Genomic DNA, 25,438 nt, shown 5'->3' on the forward strand with positions numbered 1-25,438 from the left:
AAATGCTGCGGGGGGGTGTTGTCCAACCCCTCTTCCCCCCCTCGAAAACCCCCCCCGCGCCGTCGTCACAATCAGCTTCGGGGTGCCCACCCAACGAACCCGGCGCAATGTCGCCGCCAGGCGACGAGCGGCGAAGCCACTCACGCGATCAACAGCGTCTTCCCAATCGTCCCGCGAGACTCGATCGCCGCATGCGCGTCAGCCGCGCGTTCCAACGGAAACCGCTGCCCGATCACCGGAGTGAGCTGCCCAGCCGCCGCAGCCTCCAACGCCGATTCGGTATAGCCGCGCATCGCCTCCGCGTCACCGATCGACCGCACCAGCTTCACGCCGCGCACCGCAGCGTCCTCTTCGGACACTTCCGCCCACGAACCACTCGCCAGACCGTAAATCGCCATCCGCCCGCCAGACCGCAGCAAGGAAAACGCCGCAGTACCGACCGCTCCACCCACACCGTCGAACACCACGTCCACCTCACCGGCCTCCGCAGTCCACTGTGGATCGGTGTAGTCGACCGCCAAATCCGCACCCAATTCCCGGGCACGGGCAAGCTTTTCCGCCCCTCCCGCGGCAGCCACGACCTCCGCCCCCGCGGCCTTCGCCAGCTGCACCAAGAGGCTGCCGACCCCTCCTGCGGCAGCCTCGACGAGCACCCGTTCCCCCGGAGCCACCGCGGTCGCGTGCACCAACCCGGTCGCAGTGCGGCCGTCGGCCAGCAGCGCGACGGCTGCGTCGAGGCTGAGCGCGTGCGGCACCGGGAACACCAACGCCGCGTCCACGACCACGCGCTGGGCGTAACCGCCGCTGCCGCCGGTCGACGTCACCACGCGTTTCCCGATCAGCGCCGGGTCCACGCCCTCCCCGGCGCGGCTGATCACACCCCCGACGCCGTTGCCCGGCACCATCGGCAGCGCGCCCGCGAACGGCCCGGTGCCGGTCGCCCGGAACTGCGTTTCCACGAAGGTGACGTTGGCGAACGCCACCTCGATCAGCACCTGCCCCGGCCCGGGAGCCGGATCGGGGGCGTCCCCCGCCTCCAGCACCGCCGGCCCGCCGAACTCCCGCAGCCACACCGCTCGCATTTAAGCCCTTCCTCGAGTCTCCGCCATGAGCCAGCCAACTACCTCAAGTGCGGTCGAGGTCAAGTGCGTTGTCCTCGCAGCACTACTGACCCGACGCAAGACTGTGGCGGCGGGATGATGACACCGCCGTCCGGGTAGATCACCGTGAGTGGCAACACCTTCGCCAGAACCGCCGCCAGGAGGCAAGACAGTGCGCATCGCCGTTCCCCGTGAGATCAAGAAGCACGAGTACCGGGTCGCGTTGACCCCGGCAGGCGTGCACGAGCTGGTCGGTCGCGGGCACGACGTCTTCGTCGAGACGGGTGCCGGGACCGGGTCGTCCATCACGGACGAGGAGTACGTCGCCGCGGGCGCGAAGGTGCTCGCCACGGCGGACGAAACGTGGTCCGAGGGCGAACTCGTGCTGAAGGTGAAGGAGCCGATCGCCGAGGAGTACCCGCGACTGCGCAAGGATCTGGCGCTGTTCACCTACCTGCACATCGCCGCGGACCGTCCGCTGACCGACGCGCTGCTTGCCGCGGGCACCACCGCGATCGCCTACGAGACGGTGCAGAAGCCGAACGGCGCGCTGCCGCTGCTGGCTCCGATGTCCGAGGTCGCGGGCCGGCTGGCCCCGCAGGTCGGCGCTTACGCCCTGATGAAGCCGAGCGGCGGCCGCGGCGTCCTGCCCGGCGGCATCCCCGGCGTGCACCCGGCCCGCGTGGTCGTCATCGGCGGCGGCGTGGCAGGCCTCAACGCCGCCCGCGTCGCCCTCGGCCTTGGCTCCGACGTCGAAATCCTGGACACGAACGTCGACCGCCTCCGCCAGATCGACAACGACTTCGGCGGCCGGATCCGCACCGTCACCTCGAACCGCCTGTCGGTCGAAGAGTCGGTCCTGGAAGCAGACATGGTCATCGGCGCAGTCCTGGTCCCCGGCGCCAAGGCCCCGAAGCTGGTCTCCAACGACCTGGTCTCCCGCATGAAGCCAGGCAGCGTCCTCGTGGACATCGCCATCGACCAAGGCGGCTGCTTCGCGGACTCCCGCCCCACCACCCACGACGACCCGACCTACACGGTCCACAACTCGGTCTTCTATTGCGTAGCCAACATGCCCGGCGCAGTCCCGCGCACGAGCACCTACGGCCTCACCAACGTGACCCTCCCCTACGCAGTCCAGTTGGCGGACAAGGGCTGGAAAGCCGCCCTCTCCGCCGACCCCTCCCTGGCCCTGGGCCTGAACACCCACTCGGGCGCCCTGACCAACGCCCCAGTAGCCACCGCCCACAACCTCCCCCACACCCCCGTAGAAACCGCCCTGGCGTAACCCCCCAACGACGAAAAAGCGGCGAGGCCCCACAGGACCTCGCCGCTTTCCTTACGCCACAACTCTTTTTTGTTCCAACAGACCCACTACCCAACCCGCCGCCTCAAGCACCGCGGGGGTCCGGGGGGCTCGGCCCCCCGGGCAATACGACGCCCCTTCCCCGACGAAGCGCGGCCACGCGCGAGTAGGGGAAGGCCAGAAGGGGCGACCCGCTCAACCAGCCTGGGGGTCACTGGGAGCGGGTCGCCGAGTACTAGCTTAAAGAACATTGGGCGGGAGCGCGCGCCCGGGGGTGGATTTGGCCGGGGTTCTTCCCGGTGACCAGGTGAACGTTCAACCTTCCACCTTTGGCCGCCGGACCAGGGTTTCCCTGCTCCATGCGGCTTCCAAGGTCCGGGGAAACCCGCTGGGGTGCCGTTCGTCACCTCTGCCTTGAAGCCGCTCGCGACCGCGCCGGTTGTGCCCGTTTGGTCCGGGGCGGCGGCTCGTTGGGGAATAAATTGTCGGTGCCGCTCCCTAACCTTGTGATGTGACCACCACTGCGACGCCCGCGCGTCAAGACCGTCCGATTGCTGAGACGGCGCCCCGACCGGCCGGCTGGGTGCGCCGGTTGTCCGCTGCCTGCTGGGAGCACCGCGGCGTTGTCGTGCTCGCGATGACGGCGGCGATCTTGAGCGTCGGCGTGCAGGCGGCGAGTCCGTTGCTGGTGCGGTCGGCGGTGGACGACGCGGTGGCCGGGCACACGTCGCAGCTGGCCGGGCTCGCGGTGGGGCTGGTGGCGTTGCAGGTCGTCGCGTTCGGCTCGGCGTTCCTGCGCCGGTATGTCGGCGGACGGCTGGCGCTGGACGTGCAGCACGATCTGCGGAACCGGGTGTTCGGCGCGGTGTCGCGGCTGGACGGCGGGAAGCAGGACGCGTTGCGCACCGGGCAGGTCGTCTCGCGCGCGATTTCGGATTTGCAGCTGGTCACCGGGTTGCTGATGCAGGTTCCGCTGTCGGCGGGCTCGGTGATTTTCGCGGTGCTGGCGCTGGGGGCGATGTTGTGGATGTCGCCGCTGCTCACGCTCATCGCGCTGGTGGTCGCGCCCGCGGTCGGGATCGTCGTGGCGCTGAGCAGGCGGCGGCTGTTCCCGGCGACCTGGTCGGCACAGCAGCGCGCGGCGGATGTCGCGCAGCACGTCGAGGAAACCGTCACCGGCGTGCGCGTGGTGAAGGGGTTCGGGCAGGAGGCGCGCGAGGTCGCCCGGCTGGAGCGCACGGCACGAAAGCTTTTCGCGGAACGGTTGCGCGCGGCGAAGCTGTCCGCGCTGCCGACAGCGACCACGTCGGCATTGCCTGCCGCGGGTCAGGTCGCGGTGCTGGCGATCGGCGGCATGCTGGCGTTGAACGGGCAGATCAGTCTCGGCACGTTCCTCGCGTTCGCCACCTACCTCGCGGCGTTGATCGGCCCGGCGCGGTTCTTGTCCGGTCTGGTCGTGCAGGCGCAGCTCACGCGCGCCGGCGCGGAGCGGGTGTACGAGCTGATCGACGCGCAGCCGGAGGTCGCCGACAGCCCGGACGCGCGGCCGTTGCCGCCCGGCACGCTGGGCGTGGAACTGGACGACGTGAAGTTCGGCTACACCCGCAGCGACCCGGTGCTCGACGGGCTCACCCTCGAAGCGCGCCCCGGCGAAACGCTCGCGCTGGTGGGCACGGCGGGGTCGGGCAAGTCCACGATTTCCATGCTGCTGCCCCGGTTTTACGACGTGCATTCGGGTTCGGTGCGAGTCGGCGGGCTGGACGTGCGCGACGCGGCGCTGAAAGACCTGCGGCAGGCGATCGGCGTGGTCTTCGAGGAAGCGTTCCTGTTCTCCACGTCGGTGCGCGACAACATCGCTTACGGCCGCCCGGACGCGAGCGACGAGGAGGTCTTCGCGGCCGCCCGCGCGGCGGAGGCGGACGAGTTCATCCGCGCGCTGCCGGACGGATACGCCACCGAGGTCGGCGAACGCGGGCTCACGCTGTCCGGCGGGCAGCGGCAACGGCTCGGGCTCGCCCGAGCACTGCTCACCGACCCGCGCGTGCTGATCCTGGACGACGCGACGTCGGCCATCGACACCGTCACCGAAGCCGCGATCCACGACACTCTGCGCGCGGTCACCGCCGAACGCACCACGCTGCTCATCGCGCACCGGCGATCCACGCTGCAACTGGCGGACCGGATCGCGGTGATGGACCAGGGCCGAGTGGTCGACGTCGGCACCGAAGAGGAACTGCTGGCGCGGTGCGCGCTGTTCCGCGAACTGGTCGCGGGGCCGGGCGACGACGTCGAAAAACCGCACCGTTGCGACAATCTCGAGCCCGGCGCGGACGGCACCACAGCAGTCCTGTGGCCGCACGACGACCGCGACGAGGTCGACGCTCTCGCCGAAGCCGCGCAGTCCCGCGGCGGCGCCCCAGGCGGTGGGACCGGCTTCGCCGGCAGCGGCGGCGCGGACGTGCCGCCGACCCCGGAACTGCTGGAAGGCGTGCGCCGGCTGCCGCCGGCGACCGACCGGCCCCGACTGTCCGATGTGGACGTCACGGCCCCCGATCCCGGCTTCCGGCTGTCCCGGATCCTGCGTCCGGTGCGGTGGCCGCTCGCCGGAGTCGTCGGCTTGGTCGCGGCCGACGCGCTGGCGTCGCTCGCGCTGCCCGCTCTGTACCAGCGCGGGGTCGACCACGGCGTGCTGCCCGGGGTGGCGAGCGTGGTGTGGCTGCTGGCCGGGATCGGCGTACTCGTGGTGGCGGCCGACTGGTTCGTAGTGCGCTGGCAGACGCGGCTCACCGCGCGCGTCGGCGAGACGGTGCTGTACTCGCTGCGCGTGCGCAGTTACGCACACCTGCAACGGCTTGGGCTGGACTATTACGAGCGCGAGCTGTCCGGGAAGATCATGACCCGGATGACCACGGACGTCGACGCGTTGTCCACGTTCCTGCAGACCGGCCTCGCCACCGCGGTCGTCAGCGCGCTGACGTTGGTGGGCATCACGGTCGCGCTGCTGGTCACCGATGCCGCTCTGGCCGTGTACGCGCTGGCCATGCTGCCGATCCTGCTCGTCGCGACGTTCGTGTTCCGGCGGGTCGCTTCGCGCGCGTACAGCGAGGCGCGCGAGAAGGTGAGCGTCGTCAACGCGGACATGCAGGAGAACGTCAGCGGTCTGCGCGTCGCCCAGGCGTACACGCGCGAAGAGCGTTCGGCGGCGGTGTTCGCGTCGCGCAGTGACGACTACCGGCGGTCGCGGCTGCGCGCGCAGCGGTACATCGCGACGTACTTCCCGCTCGTCTCGCTGATGTCGGATCTGGCGACCACAACGGTCCTGGTCGTCGGCGCGCACCGCGTCGCGGGCGGCACGCTCGAAGCCGGTGTGCTGCTGGGCTTCCTGCTGTACCTGCAGCAGTTCTTCTCGCCGATCCAGCAGCTGTCGTCGGTCTTCGACGGCTACCAGCAGGCCCGCGTCGGCCTGAGCCGCATCGGCGACCTGCTGCGCACGCCGACGTCGGTGCCCGCGGCCGAGCAGCCGGTCGAACTGCCCACGCGCCTGTCCGGCGAAGTACGGTTCAAGGACGTCGATTTCGCCTACACCGGCACGGAAAAGCCCGCGCTGGAGAACCTGACGCTCGACGTCGCGGCAGGCGAAACCGTCGCACTGGTCGGCGCGACCGGCGCGGGCAAGTCCACCGCGGTGAAGCTGGTCGCGCGCTATTACGACGCCACCGGCGGCGCAGTCTTGATCGACGGGATCGACGTCCGCGAATACGACCTGCCCGCACTGCGCGCTCGGATGGGCGTGGTGCCGCAGGAAGCCCACCTGTTCTCCGGCACCGTCGCGGACAACGTGCGATACGGCCGCCCCGAAGCCACCGACGCGGAGGTCGAAGCCGCCGTACGCTCAGTCGGCGCCTTGGACGGAGTAGCCGCGCTGCCGGCCGGTTTCCGGCAACCAGTAGGCGAACGCGGCCGCTCGCTGTCCGCCGGCCAGCGGCAGCTCGTCGCGCTGGCCAGGGCCGAACTGGTCGACCCGGACGTTCTCCTGCTGGACGAAGCCACCGCCGCCCTGGACCCGGCCACCGAAGCCGCCGTGCTGCGAGCCACCGAACACCTCGCCCGCCGCCGCACCACGTTCGTAGTCGCCCACCGTCTGGCAACCGCCGCGAAAGCCGACCGCATCGTGGTGCTCGACCACGGCCGCATCGTCGAACAGGGCACGCACGCGGAGTTGGTCGCAGCAGAGGGCCACTACGCGCGGTTGTGGGCGCTGGGATAACGGCGACCGCCAAGACCCCGGCGCACCACGCGAGCGCCGCTGGCTACTCGGGCGCTCGCGTGGTGCTCGCCACAACCGCATTGCTGGACAACTAACACCGAACCGGTCGCACCGCCCGTCGCCGCGAGCGCTGAGGTGAGCCAGGAGGTCTTCCGGCGCTAATCACGTTCGTGAAGAAGGACGCCGACCCACCACGCGAGCGCCCTACCTACCTGACGCTCGCGTGGCGACCAACCAAAACCGCAAAACCGAACCGCCCTGCCCCAGACACCACCCGCGGCCACGGGCGCCGAGACGAGCCAGAAAAGCCTGCGGCGACAGATCACGTCGGCAAGCAAGCACGCTCCCGACCCACCGCCGCATCGCCAGACAACACACCCACCGAACCAGCCGCGACCACCAGCCCCGACCCGCCACAGCGAGCGCCGGAGAAACTCAGGAAATCTTCCGGCGATAAATCATATTCGCGAAGACATACGCCACCGCCAAAATCCCCACGCACCAACCGAGCGCGACCCAGATCCCGCTCCCCACCGGACGCTCCGCGAACAGGTCCCGGATGGTGTTCACGATCGACGTCACCGGCTGGTGTTCGGCGAACGCGCGCACCGGCCCGGGCATCGTGCCGGTGGGCACGAAGGCCGAGCTCACGAACGGCAGGAAGATGAGCGGGTACGAGAACGCGCTCGCGCCGTCCGCGGATTTCGCGGTCAGCCCGGGGATCACCGCGATCCAGGTCAGCGCCAGGGTGAACAGCACCACGATGCCGAGCACCGCGAGCCAGGCCAGCGGTCCCGCGCTGGTGCGGAAGCCCATCGCGAACGCGACGAGCACCACGACCGCGACCGAGATCAGGTTCGCGATCACCGACGTCAGCACGTGCGCCCACAGCACCGCCGAGCGCGCGATCGGCATGGACTGGAAGCGCTCGAAGATGCCGCCCTTCAGGTCCAGGAAAAGCCGGAACGCGGTGTAGGCGATGCCGGACGCGATGGTGATCAGGAGGATGCCGGGCAGCAGGTAGGTCACGTACGACTCGGAGCCGGAGTTGATCGCGCCGCCGAGGACGTAGGTGAAGAGCAGCAGCATGATGATCGGCGTGACCGTCGTGGTGATGATCGTGTCCAGGCTGCGGGTGATGTGCCGCAGCGACCGTCCTAACAGGACGGAACTGTCGGCGACGAAGTGATTTCCCATTGCCCTTCCCCCTTTCTTCCGGTGCCGACGAGGGAAAAGAAGACGTCTTCCAGCGTCGGCTGCTTTTCGACGTACTCGACCTTCGCCGGCGGAAGCAGCTGCTTGAGCTCGGCGAGCGTGCCGTTCACGAGCACCCGCCCCTCGTGCAGGATCGCGATCCGGTCGGCGAGGTGTTCGGCCTCGTCCAGGTACTGCGTGGTGAGCAGCACCGTCGCCCCCTGTTCGGCGAGCTCCTCCACCGCCTCCCAGACGTCGTTGCGCGCCTGCGGATCGAGCCCGGTCGTCGGCTCGTCGAGGAAAATGACCTGCGGGTCCCCGATCAGACTCATCGCGATGTCGAGGCGGCGACGCATACCCCCGGAATACGTCGACACCTTCCGCGCCCCGGCGTCGGTCAACGCGAACCGCTCCAGCAGCCCGTCCGCGATCTCGCCCGGATTCTTGAGATGCCGCAGCTTGGCGACCAGCACCAGATTCTCGCGCCCGGTAAGGATTTCGTCGACCGCCGCGAACTGCCCGGTGAGGCTGATCGACTCGCGCACCTCCGCCCCCTGGCCGGCGACCGCGAACCCGTTCACCTCGGCCTCCCCCGCGTCGGCCTTGAGCAACGTGGACAAAATCCGCACGACCGTGGTCTTGCCCGCGCCGTTCGACCCCAGAAGCGCGAAAATACTGCCCCGCGCCACCTCGAAATCGACCCCGCGCAGCACCTCCAATGTCCCGTACGACTTCCGCAGCCCCCGCACCCGAATCGCCGGCGCCGTCATCGCGCACCCCCGGCCGCGCGGTCGATCGATTCGGTCAGCTTTGCCCGCTCCCGGGAAATCCAGCTTCCCTCCGGGTAACTCCGGAGAAACTCCTCCGCGAACTCGACCGGCTCGTCGCCGACGATTCCCCGGACGGTCGTCCCGTTCGCCACGCTCTGCTCGAACAGGTCGATGAGATCGCCCAGCATCCGCAGATGGCTCTCCGACGTCCCCGGCCCGAAGTACTGCAGGTACCGGTGCAACGCCTTGATCGCCGCCCGGTAATCCGGCGGCAGCTCCTCGACGCGCGCCTTGTACCGCCGGTACCGCTTCTTGTCCTCCAGCGGCCCGGTGACCACTTCCAGGTAATGCAGATACTTGCTCTTGGATTCATTCCCCATGATCGATTCCCTCCTTGCGCAGCTGTTCGAGCCGGTCCGAGAGAAATCGCCAGTTCCGCCAGAATTCGTCGAGACTCGCCCTCCCTGGCGCGTTCAACGAATAAACCTTCCTCGGCGGCCCTTTCTCGGACGGCACTTTCTCGACGTCGACGAGCCCGCGCTGCTCGATTCGCACGAGCAGCGCGTAAACGGTGCCCTCGGCGAGATCGGTGAACCCCCGTTCGCGCAACCAGGAGGTGATCTCGTACCCGTAGGCGGGCCGCCCGGCAAGAATCGCGAGGACGATGCCCTCCAAAGTCCCCTTGAGCATCTCCGTCGCCTGCTTGCCCATCGAACGCCCTTCAGCTAGTCAGTGTTGCTGAGTACCAGTAGATAGTAACACTGACTACCGGCGGCAGGGAGGGGCATCTCGCGAGCGCCGCGAGAAGGCACGCCAAACGGGCCCGAGCGACGCGGCTGCGTCCAGGCAGGACGAGGACGTGTCTACGTTCAGGCAGAACGAGGACGTGTCTACGTTCAGGCAGAACGAGGACGCGGCCAGGTCCAGGCAGGACGCAGCTACGTTCAGACAGGACGAGACAGGCAGGACAGGTTCACAAGACCTCGCGGGGCCGCGAGGTCAGGGCAGCTCGCGCCACCGGAGGTCGCCCCAGCCGGCCGAGGTGACGTCGGCCAGTTCGGCCCAGCGAGTCGTCCCGGGACGAACGTGCGTGTCCGAGCCGACGGCCCACTCGGGCGCCTCCGGCTCGACGTGCTCGAACTCGTCGATGCCGGACGGGGTTCGCCACACCGCGGTGCAGGAATCGCACATCAGCACGACCTTGCCGTGCTCGGTGACGAGCGGGCGAATCAATCCCTGGTCCCAGAACGACGGACATTCGACCAGCCACATCGCGTGATCACCGCCTCGCGCTTCGAAGACCGCTGCGCCCGGGGAGGCCGCAGCCTTTCGACAGCACAACACCGCACAGTGAACGACCCGCTACGCACATCCCAACGCGGCCGGAACAGGCGCGGACGACCGCACACCGCGCCACCTGGACGAACGACCCCGGCCGCCTCGGACGCCCGCTTCGGCCCCCGCGAGCACCGCGACGGTCGACGCGCAGCAGGGCGAGGACCACACCGGCACCTCCGCCAGACCGTGCGACCCGACCTCGCCGCCACACCGCGCCGCCCGGCCCCGCCGCAACCCCCGCGTCAGCACCCAACTCGCCCCAGGCCCGGCGACCAGCCCACCAGCGAGGCACCCCGCCCACGGCCCCACCCGCCGCGCGACTGACGGAAGGCGCGGACACGAGCCAGCCGACCTGCGCGAAGCCCGGCGCACATGGTCCGGACCAACCCGAACCACCACCGCCCGCCCGCGGCCTGCCCGCCACCGCCAGCCGAGCGAGCTGCGACACCGGGCACCTGCTGTGTCCGGGATCACCCCAAACCAGCCGAGGTGACGGCATTCGGCTCTTGCGACGCGTACGGTGGTCCCTGCTGTCTGTCAGGCTGGGCCTCTCAACCGATCCAGACAATGACCTGTCTCACGAGCGTCCAGGTGGCGTGTTTCGGGCCACCGGCAGGGGACTAGCCTGGCGGTCAGCAGATGCTTGTGATATCGGATCGAGAATGGATAGAGGCGAGAGCCAGCCGTGGCCAGCAGCAGTCCCGCATCGCAGTTCGGTGCCAATGAGTGGCTCGTCGAAGAAATGTACGAGCGGTTTCTCGCGGACCCCCAGTCGGTAGACGCCGCCTGGCACGATTTCTTCGCCGACTACAAGCCCACTCCAGGCGGCAACGGCACGCAAGCGGGAGGGAACGGAGAGGCCAAGGCCTCCGCGCCGGCCCCCGCCGCCAAGCCCGCCCCGTCCGCGAAAGCCCCAGCGGCTCCGGCGGCCAGCGCGCCCGCCGCCAAGGCTCCGGCGGCGAAGGCACCGGCCGCCAAGCCCGCTCCGGCGGCCAAGCCCGCGGCGGCCGCTCCGGCAGCCAAGTCCGCGCCGGAATCCAAGCAGCTGCGCGGTGCCGCCGCGGCGATCGCCAAGAACATGGACGCCTCGCTCGCCGTGCCCACCGCGACCAGCGTGCGCGCGGTCCCGGCGAAGCTGATGGCGGACAACCGCATCGTCATCAACAACCACCTCAAGCGCACCCGCGGCGGCAAGATCTCCTTCACGCACCTCATCGGCTACGCCATGGTGCGGGCGCTGAAGGACTTCCCGAACATGAACCGGCACTACCAGCTGATCGACGGGAAGCCGTTCGCGATCACGCCGGAGCACGTGAACTTCGGGCTTGCCATCGACATGAAGGGCAAGGACGACTCCCGCACGCTCGTCGTGGCCTCCATCAAGGCCACCGAGAACATGACGTTCATGCAGTTCTGGCAGGCCTACGAGGAGATCGTCAAGAAGGCCCGCACGAACAAGCTCACCGCGGACGACTTCGCGGGCACCACCATCTCGCTCACCAACCCGGGCGGCATCGGCACGAACCACTCGGTGCCGCGGCTGCAGGCGGGCCAGGGCGCGATCATCGGCGTCGGAGCGATGCAGTACCCGGCGTCGTTCGAGGGCACCAGCGAGAAGACCCTGGTCGACCTCGCGGTCAGCAAGATCATGACGCTGACCTCGACGTACGACCACCGCATCATCCAGGGCGCGGAGTCCGGCGAGTTCCTGAAGCGCATTCACGAACTGCTGCTCGGCGAGGACGGCTTCTACGACGACGTCTTCACCAGCCTGCGGCTGCCGTACGAGCCAATCCGCTGGGTCGCCGACATCCCGGACGGCCCGGTCGACAAGACCGCGCGCGTCATGGAGCTGATCGAGGCGTTCCGGATGCGCGGCCACCTGATGGCCGACACCGACCCGCTGAACTACCGCCAGCGCAGCCACCACGACCTTGACGTGCTCAGCCACGGCCTGACCCTGTGGGACCTGGACCGCGAGTTCGCGGTCGGCGACTTCTCCAGCCGCGAGCGGATGAAGCTGCGCGACATCCTCGGCGTGCTGCGCGACTCCTACTGCCGCACGGTCGGCGTGGAGTACACGCACATCCTCGACCCCGAGGAGCGAGGCTGGATCCAGGAGCGCGTCGAGGTCCGGCACAGCAAGCCGGAGCCGTCCGCGCAGAAGTACATCCTGTCGAAGCTCAACGCCGCCGAGGCGTTCGAGACCTTCCTGCAGACCAAGTACGTCGGCCAGAAGCGGTTCTCGCTGGAGGGCGGCGAGACCGCGATCCCGCTGCTGGACACCATCCTGGACAAGGCCGCCGAGCACGAACTCGACGAGGTCGTCATCGGCATGCCGCACCGCGGTCGGCTGAACGTGCTGGCGAACATCGTCGGCAAGCCGATCAGCCAGATCTTCCAGGAGTTCGAGGGCAACCTCGACCCGGGACAGGCGCACGGCTCCGGCGACGTGAAGTACCACCTCGGGGCCGAGGGCAAGTACTTCCGGATGTTCGGCGACGGCGAGACCCGGGTGTCGCTGGCGTCCAACCCGTCGCACCTGGAGACCGTCGACCCGGTGCTCGAGGGCATCGTCCGCGCCAAGCAGGACGTCCTCGACAAGGGCGGCGAGGGCTACACCGTGCTGCCGGTCCTGATGCACGGCGACGCGGCCTTCGCTGGCCAGGGCGTCGTGGCCGAGACCCTGAACCTGGCGCTGCTGCGCGGCTACCGCACCGGCGGCACCGTGCACGTCGTCGTCAACAACCAGGTCGGCTTCACCACCGCGCCGGAGCACTCGCGGTCCAGCCAGTACGCCACCGACGTCGCGAAGATGATCGGCGCACCGGTCTTCCACGTGAACGGCGACGACCCCGAGGCCGCGCACTGGGTCGCGAAGCTGGCGGTCGACTACCGCCAGGCGTTCCACAAGGACGTCGTGATCGACCTGGTCTGCTACCGCCGCCGCGGGCACAACGAGGGCGACGACCCGTCGATGACGCAGCCGGCGATGTACGACATCATCGATTCCAAGCGTTCGGTCCGGAAGACCTACACCGAATCGCTGATCGGCCGGGGCGACATCTCCGTCGAAGAGGCCGAGGCCGCGCTGCGCGACTTCTCCAGCCAGCTCGAGCACGTCTTCAACGAGGTCCGCGAACTCGAGCGGCACCCGGCGAAGGCGAGCCCGTCGGTCGAGGGCGAGCAGCAGATCCCGGCGAAGGTCACCACCGCCGTGTCGCGCGAGGTCGTCGAGCGGATCGGCGACGCGTTCGTCAACCTGCCCGAGGGCTTCACCCCGCACCCGCGGGTCAAGCCGGTCATGGAGCGCCGCCACAAGATGTCCCGCGAAGGCGGCATCGACTGGGCGTTCGGCGAACTGCTCGCGTTCGGCTCGCTGGCGCTGGAAGGCCGCCTGGTGCGCCTGTCCGGCCAGGACTCCCGGCGCGGCACCTTCACCCAGCGGCACTCGGTGTTCATCGACCGCAAGAACGGCCAGGAGTACTCGCCGCTGCAGCACCTGGCCGACGGCCAGGGCCGCGTGATGATCTACGACTCGGCGCTGTCGGAGTACGCGGCCGTCGGCTTCGAGTACGGCTACTCGGTGGCGAACTCCGAGGCGCTCGTGATGTGGGAAGCGCAGTTCGGCGACTTCGTCAACGGCGCGCAGACCGTCATCGACGAGTACATCTCCTCCGGCGAGGCCAAGTGGGGCCAGCGCTCGGACGTCGTGCTGCTGCTGCCGCACGGCCACGAGGGCCAGGGCCCGGACCACACCTCCGGCCGGATCGAGCGGTTCCTGTCGCTGTGCGCGGAAGCGTCGATGACCGTCGCGGTGCCGTCCACCCCGGCGAACTACTTCCACCTGCTGCGCCGCCACGCCCTCGACGGCATCCAGCGTCCGCTGATCGTCTTCACCCCGAAGTCGATGCTGCGGAACAAGGCGGCCACGTCGTCGGTCGAGGACGTCACCGGCCAGAGCCGGTTCATGTCGGTCATCGACGACACCACGCAGGACCCGGCGAAGGTCCGCAAGGTGCTGCTCACCTCGGGCAAGCTCTACTGGGAGCTGGTGGCCGAGCGCGAGAAGCGCGGCGCGGACGACGTCGCGATCGTGCGGATCGAGCAGTACTACCCGCTGCCGAAGAAGAAGCTGCTGGCGGCGGTGGAGCGCTACACGAACGCCCAGCAGATCGCGTGGGTCCAGGAAGAGCCGGAAAACCAGGGCGCGTGGCCGTTCTTCGGCCTCAACCTGCCGCGGAAGTTCCCGGAGTTCTTCGGAGGGCTCGACGTGGTGGCGCGGCGTCCGATGGCCGCCCCGTCGGCCGGTTCGTCGAAGGTGCACGAGGTCGAGCAGAAGGCGTTGATCGCCAAGGCGTTCGACTGATTTTTGCTTGCTGCGAAGGCCGTCGCGGGACCCGTTCCCGCGGCGGCCTTCGCCGTTGTCAGACGGCTTCCACTCGAAACACCGCGATCTTTGCCGCGGCCGCCGCGACCCCGTCCGGCGTCGGTGACTCCGCCAGCCCTGTCGTCACGTAACGCTTCCCGACACTCGCCGGCCCGCCCGCCACTACCTCCCGCAGCACCGGCCCCCGCTCCCCGACCGGCAGTTCCGCGAACCGCACCCGCCGCGACCGCCGCCCGCGAGACAACGTCCCCTCCCCAGCCGCCCGCACGTTCGCGACCCATGCCGCCTTCGGGAACGCCTGGATCAGGTACTGGTCACCCTGGACTTTCAATACTGCCAACGGAAACGTCCGCGGTTCGCCGCTGCGCCGTCCGGGGACGGTGAGCAGCTCCATCGGCCCGAACGCCAGCCCCGCGCGCTGCAGGGCGGTGATGACCCGGTTGATCGTGTTGACCTTGCGCCGGTATCCGGCTGCCTTGGTGTCCATGGTCTCGAGCGTACGCCAACTTGTATGAGTTTCATACTTTCTCGACTTCATAGCTATACCTTCCGGTTATGCCCGGGGTGCCGTAAAGGCAGTGGCGACGCCCCGGCCGCACCCAGTTGACTGGTCGGCAAACACCCGAGGAGGGCTGAAGTGCACTACGACGTCGTCGTAGTCGGAGGCGGTGCTGGGGGTATCGCCTCCGCGGCCGGGGCGGCGCGGACCGGGGCGCGGGTGCTGCTGGTCGAGCAGTACCCGTACCTTGGCGGCGCGGCGACGATCAGTTCCGTGCTGACCCTGTGCGGTTTCTTCGACCAGACCGGCGAGCAGGTCGTCGCGGGCGTCGGCGAGGAGGTGCTGCGGCGGCTGCGCCAGCGCGGCGCCTACGAAGAGAAGACGATGGGCTGGACCGGCAACAAGATCGTCCTGCTCGACCTGGAGACCACCAAACTGGTCTACGACGAGCTGGCCGCCGACGCCGGCGTGGACGTCCTCCTGCACACCAAACTCATCGGCGCGAAGCGGACGCACGGCGTCGTCACCGAAGTCGAGCTGCACCATCGCGGCGGCATCGAACGCGTCACCGCCGGAGCGTTCATCGACGCCAGTGGCGACGGCGCGCTCCTGGCCGCCGCCGGAGCCGCCGTCCGCGTCGCGCCGCTGAGCGACCGGCAAACCAGCACGCTCGTCTGCCGATTCTCCGGCGTCCCCGAAGACGCCGACCTTTCGCGCGAGGGCCTGCGCGCCGCAGTCGCCGCGTACCAACGAGAAACCGGCGTCCAGCTGGCCCGCGACTACGGCATCGCCGTGCACCTTCCCTTGACCCGCAACGTAATCGCGCTGCTAGTGGACGAACAAACCGACGTCCTGGACGCCGCCGCGCTAAGCCGCGACGAAGCCAACGCGCGACGTCAGGCGTGGCAATACCTGGACGCCCTGCGCAAACACCTGCCCGGCTGGTCCTCCGCACGACTCGAGGAAACCGGCCCACAGCTAGGCATCCGCGAAGGACGTCACCTGGTAGGCCGCGAACAACTCACCGGCCGCGACGTCCTGACCGCCCGCAAACGTCCCGACGCGTCCATCGGCCGCTGCGGCTGGCCGATCGAAGACCACGCAGGGCCAGGCGTCACCCGCTACGAACCGATCGCCGACCGAGGCTGGTACGACCTCCCCTACGGCGCGATCTGCTCCGCCGACACCGCGAACCTCTGGGCCGTCGGCCGCCTGACCAGCTCCGACGACGACGCGTACGCCTCAGTCCGCGTCATGGGCACCGCCTTCGCGACCGGACACGCCGCTGGAGTGGCCGCCGCACAGTACGTCGACGGCCGCGCCCACGACGTCCGCGCGATCCGCGCCGAGCTGCACCGCCAAGACGCCCTGGCTTGATCCGGGAGTACGTCGGCAATCGGGCGGCAAGGCCCAGATAAGGGTGCCTCGGCTTGACCCGCCGAGCCCGGTAACGAGAACCTTCCCTGATCGTCCCCAGGCCGAAGGAGCCCTCATGCCGAGCCGCTATCGCTGGGTCATCCTGCTGCTTTGCTGGGCAGTGTTCACGATGACCTCGGTAGACCGGTCGACCTGGGGACCGGCGTCGTCGGCGGTCAGCGATTCGCTCGGCGTCCCGCTGGCCGCGCTCGGGATCTTCGCCACCTGCTACTACATCGGCTACGTCATCTCCAACACCGCGGGCGGCTTCCTCTCCGACTGGCTCGGCAGCCGGGCGATCCTGGGCATCAGCTCGCTCGTGGCGGGCGCGCTGATGGTGGGGTTCGGCTCGACCACCTCCATCGCCTGGGGCCTGGTCCTGCAAGCCTTGCTGGGCCTGTTCGCCGGAGTCGACTTCTCCGCCGGGCTGAAGCTGATCACCACCTGGTTCCGCCCGGAAGAACACGGCCTGGCGAGCGGCATCTTCATGACCGCGACGTCGCTGGGCACCGTCGTGGCCAACGCCGTCGTCCCGACCCTGGTGAAGAACAGCGGCTGGCCAGTGTCGTACCACCTTTTCGGCGGAGTCACCGTCGTACTCGGGCTGCTGTGCCTGGCCTTCATCCGCAACGGCACCCCCTCGACGGCCCGCCGCGCCCTGCCCAACCCGCGCCCGCTTTTCCGCAACCGCGACCTGCTGCTGCTCGGTTTGGCCGGTTTCGGCGGCCTGTGGGGCACCTACGGTTTCGTCACGTGGTCCAACACCCTGATGATCCGAGGCGAACACATCGACCCGGTGCGAGCGGGCGTGGTCCTGGTGATCTTCTCCGGGACCGCGGTGGTCATCAAACCGCTGATCGGCTGGCTCACCGACAAAGTCGGCCTGGGCAGGCGAATCCCCATCATCGCCGTCCTCATCCTCTTCGGTGCGGCGTTATTGGTCTTCGGTTCCCTGAACAGCTACAGCGCTTTCCTAGTCGTAGCCCCGATTCTCGGCATCGGCGCATACGCCTACAGCCCGCTGACCGCCGCCATGATCCCCGCCCTGACCGGCGCGCGCCTAGCCGGTTCCGCCGCCGGCGCGGTGAACGCCTTCTGGCAGTTGGGCAGCGTAATCGTGCCCGCTGTGGTCGGCCCGGTCTTCCATGCGAGCGGCTCGTTCTACGCGGCCTTTCTCACCCTGGCCGCCGGACCGCTCGCGGGAGCGGCGGTTCTGCTCTTCATGCGCGACGACCGTCCAGCGAGGGTTTCCCCGCAAGCAGCGACGATGTGAGTGATCAGCCTTCCTCACGTGCGGCCGGAGATCAGTGTTGGCCGAACACCGGGAACACCTCCTCGATCGAGGACAGGCCGTCGAGGATCGCCGGAAGGTGGGTCTGGTCAAGCTCGCCGATGCGGAAGGACAGCTTGTTCCCCGTCCTGTGTCCGTCGATGGCCACGCCCTCGACCTCGACCGCGCCGGATGCGGCCACGGTGACCGTCAGGTCGAGCCACTTCTCCATCGACGTCAGCCGGGCGACTCCGCCGAAGCCGTCGTAGGCCTTCGCCAGCTGCTCCCGGAAGCTTTGCAGTTCGTCGGCCCGCAATCCCGCGGGCACCCGGGCGGTGAACCCGCCGGCCACGAGGCCAACCGGGCTGAAAAGCCAGTTGCCGTCCCAGGAATCGGTCGCCCCGGCGTGCATCCGCCCCAGGACGGTGATCACCAGCCGATCACCAGCCTTCGCGCCGATGGTCACTGAAGGGTGGTCTTCGCTTCCACCGAAATCGCTCAACGCATGATCACCGTCATCCCGTCGGCCGAGCCCTCGAGAAGCACCTTAATGCGACCGGGCTGGCCATCGCGGTCTCCACGCGAAATCAATTTCCGCGCAGCCCCGTCGCTCAGGGAGACTGAGCGGCATGCAGATCCGCCAGTCGACCGCCGACGACGCACCCGCGATCCACGCCGTGCACACCGCCGCCTTCCGCGTCCACAACAAGGACGTCACCGGCGAAATGCCAGAAGCCAAGCTAGTCACCGAACTTACCGCGGACGGCGATCTGCTCCCCGCCCTCTCGCTCGTCGCGATCCGCGACGGCGAGGTGATCGGCCACGCCTGCTCCAGCCCAGGCCGCCTCGGAGACGACCCAGAATCCGCCATCGGTTTCGGCCCGCTCGGCGTCCTCCCCTCCCGCCAACGCAGCAGGGCGGGATCAGCCTTGGTCCACGCGACGGTCGGTGCCGCCAATGCCCTTGGCTACGGCCTGATCATTCTCCTGGGAGACCCGGGCTACTACTCCCGCTTCGGCTTCGTACTGGCTGAGACGCTCGGCATCACGCCCCCGGTGCCGGAATGGGCCCCGCACTTCCAGGCCCTCCGACTGGCTGCGTATGCGCCGGAAAACCGGGGCGCGTTCCGCTACGCTGCGGCCTTTGACCGGCTTTGAGCTTTCCGGAGAAGAAGTTCCGCAGTCTCCTGCTCACTCAACGCCAGCCTGCGCAGCGACGCGACGACAGGCCGATGTCGGCTGTTCGCCTTGTCCTCAAAGAGAAACGTGGCAGCGCCGTGGTGCTGACAGTGCACCACCGCGGCATTAGCCGTTTGATACAACGTGAACGGCCCTGAAAGGGCGGGATGCCAGCCGACGCTTGTCGGGACGACCCTCACTACTGGACCTTCTGCCGACACCGCTGTGTCAGCCAGGAAACTGAGCTGCCGTCCCATCGTGTCCGCATCACCCACCACAGTGGAGAGAGCGTTTTCTCCGACATAAGCTTCAGTCGGCACCGAAGAGCCGTGGGGCGCGGCGGACGACGCGATTCGTCCGTATTCAGCGGTTTGCAACGTGCGAGGGATGATGAGCGGGTGCCAGGCAATCACGATGGCTGCCGTCCTCTCCAGCGACGAAACGATGTCGGCAACCGTTTGGCCGCTTTCGGCTACCCAATTCGGCCCGAGTACCCCACGCGCCAACCCGAGCAATTCTTCTTTGCGCCGGCCAGTGACACCAAGCGCGCCGAGAAGACCGGCCACGTCTTCCGCACTGGGCACGCGCAGCGCCGACTCCCAGTTCGACAAGAGGGCGGCATTGATCCCGACCCGCCGCGCCAACTCCCGCAGCCCGAACCGCGCGTCGACTCGCACACGACGCAACGCGGTGCCAAGGGCTCTAGCACGCGGCGTCAGCGCACTCGTGCCTCGCATTCCGTCCCCTGATCTCTCCCGGAAAGATTCTCAGCCTCAACGTCGACGCACAGCCGAGTGTCCAGGAGGAACGACCCAGCCCAGCGACTGCCGGTAAATCAGGTCGCAGTACGGGCACTGCTTGAGCGGACCGTTCGCGCTTCGCTGGTCATAGCGTTCGAACGCCGCGGAGGCGACCAGCCCGCACAGCATCGTCACCGACTGGCCTGGTTCCGGGATCTCGGTCACGTCGGTCCGGTGCCAGATGCCCCGGGCAACCGGGTGAATATGTGCGAGATCCAGGTAGATCACTGCGTCCATCTCAACCTCCGTCGACGCTCGCCGGTGTCCTGGACCAAAGGTTCGTCGCGGAGGTCGACAGCGGCTATCGCGATCTTTCAGTGGAAAAAATGCGCGCGACGCATACGCAACGCGCATAACGACTGTCTAGGCTGGTAGCACACGGAGCCACAGGCACTTCACGTGAAGTAAGGACCGGGTACGAGATGGGGATGCGCCCGATCGCGCGGCACTGTCGCTGCGGAGCGCGCCTGGCCGGGGACCACCGCGGCAGGCTGTGCTCAGCCTGCTGTGGCCAACGGCGGAACACGCTGGTCAGCGCCCCGCACGTACCGGCGGAATTCTGGCACACCGACCAGATGCACGAGGCAGTCGATGCCTGGCACATGGGCCGGGTCATCCAGGCCTACCGCTACCACCCGTGGCATGGTCGCCCGCTCTCGCAGAGCGTGGTCGCGGGCTGGTTCGGCCTCACGCAGCCGCAACTCAGCCGAATCGAAAACGGCCCGGCACCGCAAGACCTCGCCACCCTCATACAGTGGGCGGGTGTTCTTCGAATCCCGGGCGAGCTGCTGTGGTTCAAGGTGCCAGCCGCCAGCGCGGCCCCGGAGCCCGCAGCCGACGAAGGGCGGGAAGACGTGAACCGTCGCGAGGTGTTGCGCCTGCTGAGCCTTGCCAGCAGCCTGCTCGCCCTGCCCGCAGCGGATCAGCTTGATCTCGACCGGCTGTCGGCGGCTGACTCCCGCCCGGTGGGGCTGGACCAGCGAACGCTCGACGAATACGACAAGGTCAACGAGCAACTCTGGCGCACCTTCGCGCAATCCAAGTCCAAACGCCTGGCCTTTCCGGTAGTGCACAGTCAGCTGTCCGTTCTCAACCAGGCCCTGCACGAGCCGCAAACTTCGGCCGGAAGACGTCGGCTATGCCTGCTCGCGGGAGACTTGTTCCAGCTTTGCGGCGAGATCTTCTTCGACAGCGACCAGTACCAGCACGCCGCACAGTGCTACTCCTTGGCCGCAAATGCCAGCAAGGAGGCGGAAGCCTTCGATCTGTGGGCCTGCGCGATGACCAGGCACGCATTTCTGGGCGTCCACGAGCGGCGATTCAGCGACGCGGCACCACTCCTCAAGGGCGCCGCTGTCCTCGCTGAACGCGGCGACTCCACCCTCGCCACCCGATATTGGGTCGCCGCGGTGCAGGCGCAGACCTATGCCGGACTCGGCGACCTGGCGGCCTGCGAGCGCGCCCTCGACACCGCAGAACAGGTCACCCAACTCAGCGGGCCGCCGCGCACGAGCGGCTGGCTGCGGTTCGAAGGTTCGAGACTGGCCGAAGAACGCGGCCGCTGCTACGTCGAACTACACCGCCCCGAACTGGCGGAAGTCGCCCTTGCCGACGCACTCGACCGGAACGCTTCCGCACGCAGGCGAGGAAGTCTTCTAGCTGACCTCGCCTTGGTCGGCGTACAGCGCCGGGACACCGACCAACTCGTCATGTACGGCAACGCAGCGCTCGACGCGGCCCGGCAGACCGGTTCGACTGGTTACCTGGGCCGAATGCTGCGCAACCTCCGACCGCAACTGAAACCGTTCCTGGCAGACAGTCACGTCGGGCATCTCGACCAGCAAATCGTCCAGCTCAAGACCGTCTCGGTCCTCTGACTCGCAAGGAGTGCCATCGTGCCCGAGGAATCCGGCCGCATCTTCCGTGACGCCTGGATCACTGGCGTCAAGCGGCATTTCCCCGGCGAACCCAAGCCCGGGTACATCACGCCGTGGGAAGAAACGCCGGACTGGGAGCGGGCCAGCGCCACCGCGGTCTACGCGCAGGTGCGACAGTTCGTCGAGATCTCCGGTGGCAGCACTGCGAAACTGACCCGAGCGCAGAAGAGCCGCTTCGTGGCGTTGTGCTGGATCGCGCAGATCTACCAGCACATCCCGGACCCGAAGCCAGCGTACGTCGCCGATTGGGATCAGCTCCCGCAGTGGCAGCAGGAGACCGACGCGGACATTTTCGAGGCTATCGAGAAAGCAGTGAGCCCCGAGCAGTGACAGAGGAAGAATACGTCGAATACCTCGACGACGAACGCCGTCACTTCGCCTGGGTCATGCAGCACCACGGCGAAATGACCCCATCCGAAGCCGAAGCAGCCGCCCTGAAGCGATACCCCTACGAACCACCCGAAGCACCGTATCGCTGGCTGATCTTCCACGACCACGCCTGGCATTGGGCAATGTTAGAGATCCACGGAGAACTCTACTGGACCAAGCACCCAGAGCTGCTCCGCCCACCACCCGAATACTCCGCACTCAGCTAAGACTTCAACCCATTCCGCTGCAAAAACTCCTCAGCGATGTCCTTCGCATTCCGCTTCTCATCCGTGTACTGCACGTTCAACTCAGTCAACTGCTCAGTAGTCAACGCAGCCGAAACCCGGTTCAACGCAGCCGTCTCGGCAGCGTTCAACGTCCCCCGCGACACCAACGGCACGATGTTCTGCGCCGGGAACATGTGCTTGTCGTCCTCCAGCGGAACAAACCCATTGGAGGCGATAGTCGCCGACGTGCTGAACAGGTCCGCCACCTGCACGTCGCCCGACTTCAGCGCCGCCACCGTCACCGGACCGCCGGTGTCCGTGGTGCGGATTTCCTTGAACTCGCACCCGTACAGCTGCTTGATCCGGTCCTTCCACCGGCTGCTCCACTGGCCCGGACCGCCCATCACCAGGTCCTTGCAGCGCGGCCCGAGATCGGAGAACGTCTTCACCCCGGTGGCCGCGAGTTCCTTGCCCACCACGAGCAAATCCTTGTCCTGCGCGGGCGACTGCGCGAGAACCTCGAACCCAGCCGGGATTTTCTGCTTCAGCTGCGCATAAACATCTTCCGAAGTGGTCGCCGGGGTGTTCTTGTCGAAGTACCGCAGCAGGTTCCCCGAGTAATCCGGGACCACCGACAAAGACTTGTCCTGCAAGGCTTTCACCACGACCTCGCGACTGCCGACCGGCGGCCGGACCGTCACGTTGTGCGCGCCGACATTGCGCAAAGCCCCGGCGTAAATCTGGGCCAGCAAAGAGCTTTCCCCGACATCGGACGCACCGATGATGATATCGCCGGTACTGCCGCCCTCACCACCGCCGGACAGCGGGTTTCCGCACGCCGAAGCCACCAGCGCCAAGCCAGCAACCAGGATCCCCCACCGTTTCACGCCGCTCCTCCCGCAGCCACTGCCCGGCCGGACGCCGCCTGTGCGGCCAGCCGGACCCCCTTGGGCACCAATGCCCGCTGCGCCGCGGCGAGCAGCAGGTCGACCACGATCGCCAGCAGCGCGGTGAGAATCGCGCCCGCGACAACCTCGGTGTAGTCCAAAATGGCCAGTCCGTCGAGCAGGAACCGGCCCAGGCCGCCGAGACCGACGTACGCGGCCACCGCGGCGGTCGCGATCAGCTGCAGCACGGCGTTGCGGATTCCGCCCAGCACCAACGGAAGCGCGATCGGCACCTCTACTTGCCACAGCCGCTGCCAGCCGGTCATTCCGATTCCTTGCGCGGCGTCGACGACATCGTGTTCGGCCGCCTGCAGACCGGCGTACGTCCCGGCCAGCACCGGCGGAATCGCCAGCACCACCAGGCCGATGATCGTCGCCGTCGTGCTCTCGGTGAAGAGCAGGAACAGGAACGTGACCAGCCCGAGCGTCGGCAGCGCGCGGATCGCGTTGCCGACGCCGACCAGTACGACGCCGCCGCGGCCGGTGTGGCCGACGAACAGTCCGATCGGGATCGCGATCACCAGTGCGATGACCAGCGCCAGCGCGATGTAGCCGACGTGCTGGGCCAGCCGGACGAGAATGCCGTCCGAGCCCTGCCAGTTCGCGGCGGTGGTGAACCAGGTGAAGACGTCGCCGATCATCCCGCCACCTCCGCGGCCGGCGCGCGACCCGCTCTCTCCCAAGGTGTCAAAAGATTGCGCAGCAAAACCAAAAGCAGATCGACGATCAGCGCGAGCAGCATCGTCAGCACGATTCCGACCACGATCGGCGAGAAGTACTCCCGCTGGAATCCGTCGGTGAACAGCACGCCCAGCGCCCCGGTCCCGATCAGCGCACCGACGCTGACCAGGCTGATATTGCTCACCGACGCCACCCGGACCCCAGCCGCGAGCACCGGCACCGCGAGCGGCAGTTCGACGCTGAAGAACCGGCGCGGTCCGCGATATCCGATCGCCGTGGCAGCCGCGACGATGTGCGGCGGCACCGCTTCCAGCGCGTCGAGCACCGGGCGCACCAGCAGCGCGGTGGTGTAAATGGTCAGCGCGACGATCACGTTGACGCTGTCGAGAATCTTCGTTCCGATGATGCCGGGAATCACCACGAACAGCGCCAGCGACGGAATCGTGTACAGCAGATTCCCCACTACGAGCAGCACACTGCGCGCGGGCCGCCAGCTATGCCCGAGCCAGCCGAGCAGAATCGCCAGCACGATGCCCGCGACCAGCGGCACTAGCGCGAGATAGATGTTGTCGAGCAGATTGGCGAAGATCTCGCCGCGGTTGTTGGCGCTCGAAAGGTATCGGCCGAGCTCGCCGAAGAAGTCGCCCATCAGGACGCCTGCGGGGAGGCCTCGATTACATCCAAGACCTGGTGCGCGACCACCGTCCCGAGCACGCGGTTCTCCTCGTCCACGACGACGCCGAGGCTGGCGGGCGACGACAGCGCCGAGTCGAGCGCCCCGCGGATCGGCGTGCCCTGCACGTACAGCGATCCGCCTGCCACGAGGTCGGTTTCCGCCAACGGACCGTCCACAGTGGAGCCTGGCGGCAGCCACCCGCGCGGCTGCTTCTCGTCGTTCACCGCGAGCAGCCAGCCCTCCGACGGACCGTCGACCTTGCTGCCGAGTTCGATAGTGCGAGCCGGCGAAACCTCGACGCCGCTCGCCGGAAGGAACGAAAGCCCGCGATACCCGCGATCGCGGCCGACGAACGACGCGACGAAGTCGTCCACCGGATGCCGCAGCACCTCGGCCGGAGTGCCGTACTGCGCGAGCTTCCCGCCGACGCGCATCACCGCGACCTTGTCGCCGAGCCGCACGGCCTCGTCGATGTCGTGCGTGACGAACACGATTGTCTTGCCCAGCTGGGATTGCAGCCGCAGCAGCTCGTCCTGCAGCCCTTCGCGGACCACCGGGTCGACCGCGGAGAACGGCTCGTCCATCAGCAGCACCGGCGAATCAGCGGCAAGCGCGCGAGCCACGCCGACGCGCTGCTGCTGCCCGCCGGACAGCTGCGCCGGATACCGCTTCCCGAGTTCCGTCGGCAGGCCAACAGTCTCGAGCAGCTCGCCCGCGCGAGCGCGCGCTTTGCGTTTGTCCCATCCGGACAGCAGCGGCACGGTGGCGATGTTGTCGAGCACTGTCCGGTGCGGAAAGAGACCCGCGTGCTGGATCACATAACCGATGCCGCGGCGCAGCACCGCCGGGTCGCCTTCGCTGACGTCCTTGCCGTCCAGCAGCACCGCGCCCGAGGTCGGCTCGACCATCCGGTTGATCATCCGCAGCGAGGTGGTTTTGCCGCAGCCGGAGGGTCCGACGAACACCGTGATCGTGCCGTCTTCGACGGTCAGCGAGAGGCCGTCGACCGCGACCGTGCCGTCCGGATAGCGTTTGACGACGTCTCGGAATTCGATGGTCACAGACTTCTCCCC

General features: G+C 68.1%; 23 protein-coding genes. 9 read left to right on the forward strand and 14 right to left on the reverse strand.

Going from position 1 to position 25,438, the window contains the following annotated elements; translation table 11 throughout:
• Positions 1-140 precede the first annotated feature (140 nt).
• Positions 141-1,082 (reverse strand): zinc-binding dehydrogenase, encoded by a 942-nt coding sequence (locus ACZ7OI_RS23225; protein WP_470266279.1) that lies wholly within the window; start codon positions 1,080-1,082, stop codon positions 141-143.
• A gap of 190 nt (positions 1,083-1,272) precedes the next feature.
• On the opposite strand from ACZ7OI_RS23225, the gene ald reads away from it, so the two are divergent.
• Both ald and ACZ7OI_RS23235 read left to right on the forward strand, forming a co-directional pair.
• The gene (gene ald, locus ACZ7OI_RS23230) at positions 1,273-2,388 is read left to right on the forward strand and encodes an alanine dehydrogenase (protein ID WP_470266280.1); all 1,116 of its coding nucleotides are present in this window, start codon (positions 1,273-1,275) and stop codon (positions 2,386-2,388) included.
• Between the two features lie 568 nt (positions 2,389-2,956).
• Entirely contained in the window at positions 2,957-6,673 is a 3,717-nt protein-coding gene (locus ACZ7OI_RS23235; RefSeq protein WP_470266667.1) for an ABC transporter ATP-binding protein, read from the forward strand.
• 435 nt (positions 6,674-7,108) lie between these two features.
• Here ACZ7OI_RS23235 and ACZ7OI_RS23240 read toward each other — a convergent pair whose 3' ends face one another.
• The 5 genes from ACZ7OI_RS23240 to ACZ7OI_RS23260 all read right to left on the reverse strand — a co-directional run bounded on the left by ACZ7OI_RS23240 (position 7,109) and on the right by ACZ7OI_RS23260 (position 9,909).
• Positions 7,109-7,870: an ABC transporter permease gene (locus ACZ7OI_RS23240; RefSeq protein ID WP_470266281.1), complete on the reverse strand. Its 762-nt coding sequence runs from the start codon at positions 7,868-7,870 to the stop codon at positions 7,109-7,111.
• Positions 7,831-8,637 carry an ABC transporter ATP-binding protein gene (locus ACZ7OI_RS23245; protein ID WP_470266282.1) on the reverse strand — a complete coding sequence of 269 codons (807 nt, stop codon included), beginning with the start codon at positions 8,635-8,637 and terminating at the stop codon, positions 7,831-7,833. Before ACZ7OI_RS23245 ends, ACZ7OI_RS23240 begins: the two co-directional genes overlap by 40 nt.
• On the reverse strand, positions 8,634-9,017 hold the full coding sequence (locus tag ACZ7OI_RS23250) for a DUF1048 domain-containing protein (protein ID WP_470266283.1): 384 nt from the start codon (positions 9,015-9,017) through the stop codon (positions 8,634-8,636). The genes ACZ7OI_RS23245 and ACZ7OI_RS23250 overlap by 4 nt, the downstream gene beginning before the upstream one ends.
• Complete coding sequence (locus tag ACZ7OI_RS23255) at positions 9,007-9,348, reverse strand: PadR family transcriptional regulator (RefSeq protein ID WP_354747336.1); 342 nt, start codon at positions 9,346-9,348, stop codon at positions 9,007-9,009. Before ACZ7OI_RS23255 ends, ACZ7OI_RS23250 begins: the two co-directional genes overlap by 11 nt.
• Positions 9,349-9,636: 288 nt before the next feature.
• Positions 9,637-9,909 carry a hypothetical protein gene (locus ACZ7OI_RS23260; protein WP_470266284.1) on the reverse strand — a complete coding sequence of 91 codons (273 nt, stop codon included), beginning with the start codon at positions 9,907-9,909 and terminating at the stop codon, positions 9,637-9,639.
• Positions 9,910-10,660: 751 nt separating this feature from the next.
• On the opposite strand from ACZ7OI_RS23260, the gene ACZ7OI_RS23265 reads away from it, so the two are divergent.
• Positions 10,661-14,344, forward strand: coding sequence for a multifunctional oxoglutarate decarboxylase/oxoglutarate dehydrogenase thiamine pyrophosphate-binding subunit/dihydrolipoyllysine-residue succinyltransferase subunit (locus tag ACZ7OI_RS23265; protein ID WP_470266285.1), 3,684 nt, complete (start codon positions 10,661-10,663; stop codon positions 14,342-14,344).
• A gap of 58 nt (positions 14,345-14,402) precedes the next feature.
• Here the strand turns inward: ACZ7OI_RS23265 and ACZ7OI_RS23270 are convergent, their stop codons facing one another.
• Complete coding sequence (locus ACZ7OI_RS23270; protein ID WP_470266286.1) at positions 14,403-14,852, reverse strand: nitroreductase family deazaflavin-dependent oxidoreductase; 450 nt, start codon at positions 14,850-14,852, stop codon at positions 14,403-14,405.
• Between the two features lie 150 nt (positions 14,853-15,002).
• Here ACZ7OI_RS23270 and ACZ7OI_RS23275 point away from each other — a divergent pair, with 150 nt between their 5' ends.
• A complete protein-coding gene (locus ACZ7OI_RS23275) occupies positions 15,003-16,241 on the forward strand; it encodes an FAD-dependent oxidoreductase (protein WP_470266287.1) in 1,239 nt (412 codons plus the stop codon).
• Positions 16,242-16,356: 115 nt separating this feature from the next.
• A complete protein-coding gene (locus tag ACZ7OI_RS23280; protein WP_470266288.1) occupies positions 16,357-17,553 on the forward strand; it encodes an MFS transporter in 1,197 nt (398 codons plus the stop codon).
• Positions 17,554-17,584: 31 nt separating this feature from the next.
• On the opposite strand, the gene ACZ7OI_RS23285 is transcribed toward ACZ7OI_RS23280, so the two are convergent.
• On the reverse strand, positions 17,585-18,016 hold the full coding sequence (locus tag ACZ7OI_RS23285) for a WapI family immunity protein (protein WP_470266289.1): 432 nt from the start codon (positions 18,014-18,016) through the stop codon (positions 17,585-17,587).
• Positions 18,017-18,179: 163 nt separating this feature from the next.
• On the opposite strand from ACZ7OI_RS23285, the gene ACZ7OI_RS23290 reads away from it, so the two are divergent.
• A complete protein-coding gene (locus tag ACZ7OI_RS23290; protein ID WP_470266290.1) occupies positions 18,180-18,707 on the forward strand; it encodes a GNAT family N-acetyltransferase in 528 nt (175 codons plus the stop codon).
• On the opposite strand, the gene ACZ7OI_RS23295 is transcribed toward ACZ7OI_RS23290, so the two are convergent.
• Together ACZ7OI_RS23295 and ACZ7OI_RS23300 are read right to left on the reverse strand one after the other, a co-directional pair.
• Positions 18,680-19,465, reverse strand: coding sequence for a Scr1 family TA system antitoxin-like transcriptional regulator (locus tag ACZ7OI_RS23295; RefSeq protein ID WP_470266291.1), 786 nt, complete (start codon positions 19,463-19,465; stop codon positions 18,680-18,682). The genes ACZ7OI_RS23290 and ACZ7OI_RS23295 overlap by 28 nt on opposite strands.
• A gap of 36 nt (positions 19,466-19,501) precedes the next feature.
• Positions 19,502-19,765, reverse strand: a complete 264-nt coding sequence (locus ACZ7OI_RS23300; RefSeq protein ID WP_470266292.1) for a hypothetical protein — start codon at positions 19,763-19,765, stop codon at positions 19,502-19,504.
• 338 nt (positions 19,766-20,103) lie between these two features.
• Here ACZ7OI_RS23300 and ACZ7OI_RS23305 point away from each other — a divergent pair, with 338 nt between their 5' ends.
• From ACZ7OI_RS23305 to ACZ7OI_RS23315, 3 genes are read left to right on the forward strand one after another with little or no spacing between them, the layout of a single operon-like run.
• Positions 20,104-21,405, forward strand: a complete 1,302-nt coding sequence (locus ACZ7OI_RS23305; RefSeq protein WP_470266293.1) for a helix-turn-helix domain-containing protein — start codon at positions 20,104-20,106, stop codon at positions 21,403-21,405.
• 18 nt (positions 21,406-21,423) lie between these two features.
• On the forward strand, positions 21,424-21,795 hold the full coding sequence (locus tag ACZ7OI_RS23310; RefSeq protein ID WP_470266294.1) for a hypothetical protein: 372 nt from the start codon (positions 21,424-21,426) through the stop codon (positions 21,793-21,795).
• Positions 21,792-22,061: a hypothetical protein gene (locus tag ACZ7OI_RS23315; protein ID WP_470266295.1), complete on the forward strand. Its 270-nt coding sequence runs from the start codon at positions 21,792-21,794 to the stop codon at positions 22,059-22,061. The genes ACZ7OI_RS23310 and ACZ7OI_RS23315 overlap by 4 nt, the downstream gene beginning before the upstream one ends.
• Here ACZ7OI_RS23315 and ACZ7OI_RS23320 read toward each other — a convergent pair.
• From ACZ7OI_RS23320 to ACZ7OI_RS23335, 4 genes are read right to left on the reverse strand one after another with little or no spacing between them, the layout of a single operon-like run.
• Positions 22,058-22,948 carry an ABC transporter substrate-binding protein gene (locus tag ACZ7OI_RS23320; RefSeq protein WP_470266296.1) on the reverse strand — a complete coding sequence of 297 codons (891 nt, stop codon included), beginning with the start codon at positions 22,946-22,948 and terminating at the stop codon, positions 22,058-22,060. The two genes, ACZ7OI_RS23315 and ACZ7OI_RS23320, sit on opposite strands and share 4 nt — an antisense overlap.
• Entirely contained in the window at positions 22,945-23,649 is a 705-nt protein-coding gene (locus tag ACZ7OI_RS23325) for an ABC transporter permease (protein WP_470266297.1), read from the reverse strand. Before ACZ7OI_RS23325 ends, ACZ7OI_RS23320 begins: the two co-directional genes overlap by 4 nt.
• Positions 23,646-24,338 (reverse strand): ABC transporter permease, encoded by a 693-nt coding sequence (locus tag ACZ7OI_RS23330; RefSeq protein ID WP_470266298.1) that lies wholly within the window; start codon positions 24,336-24,338, stop codon positions 23,646-23,648. Before ACZ7OI_RS23330 ends, ACZ7OI_RS23325 begins: the two co-directional genes overlap by 4 nt.
• Positions 24,338-25,426, reverse strand: a complete 1,089-nt coding sequence (locus ACZ7OI_RS23335) for an ABC transporter ATP-binding protein (protein WP_470266299.1) — start codon at positions 25,424-25,426, stop codon at positions 24,338-24,340. The genes ACZ7OI_RS23330 and ACZ7OI_RS23335 overlap by 1 nt, the downstream gene beginning before the upstream one ends.
• Positions 25,427-25,438 lie beyond the last annotated feature (12 nt).

This window comes from Amycolatopsis sp. NPDC114503 (assembly GCF_055633655.1).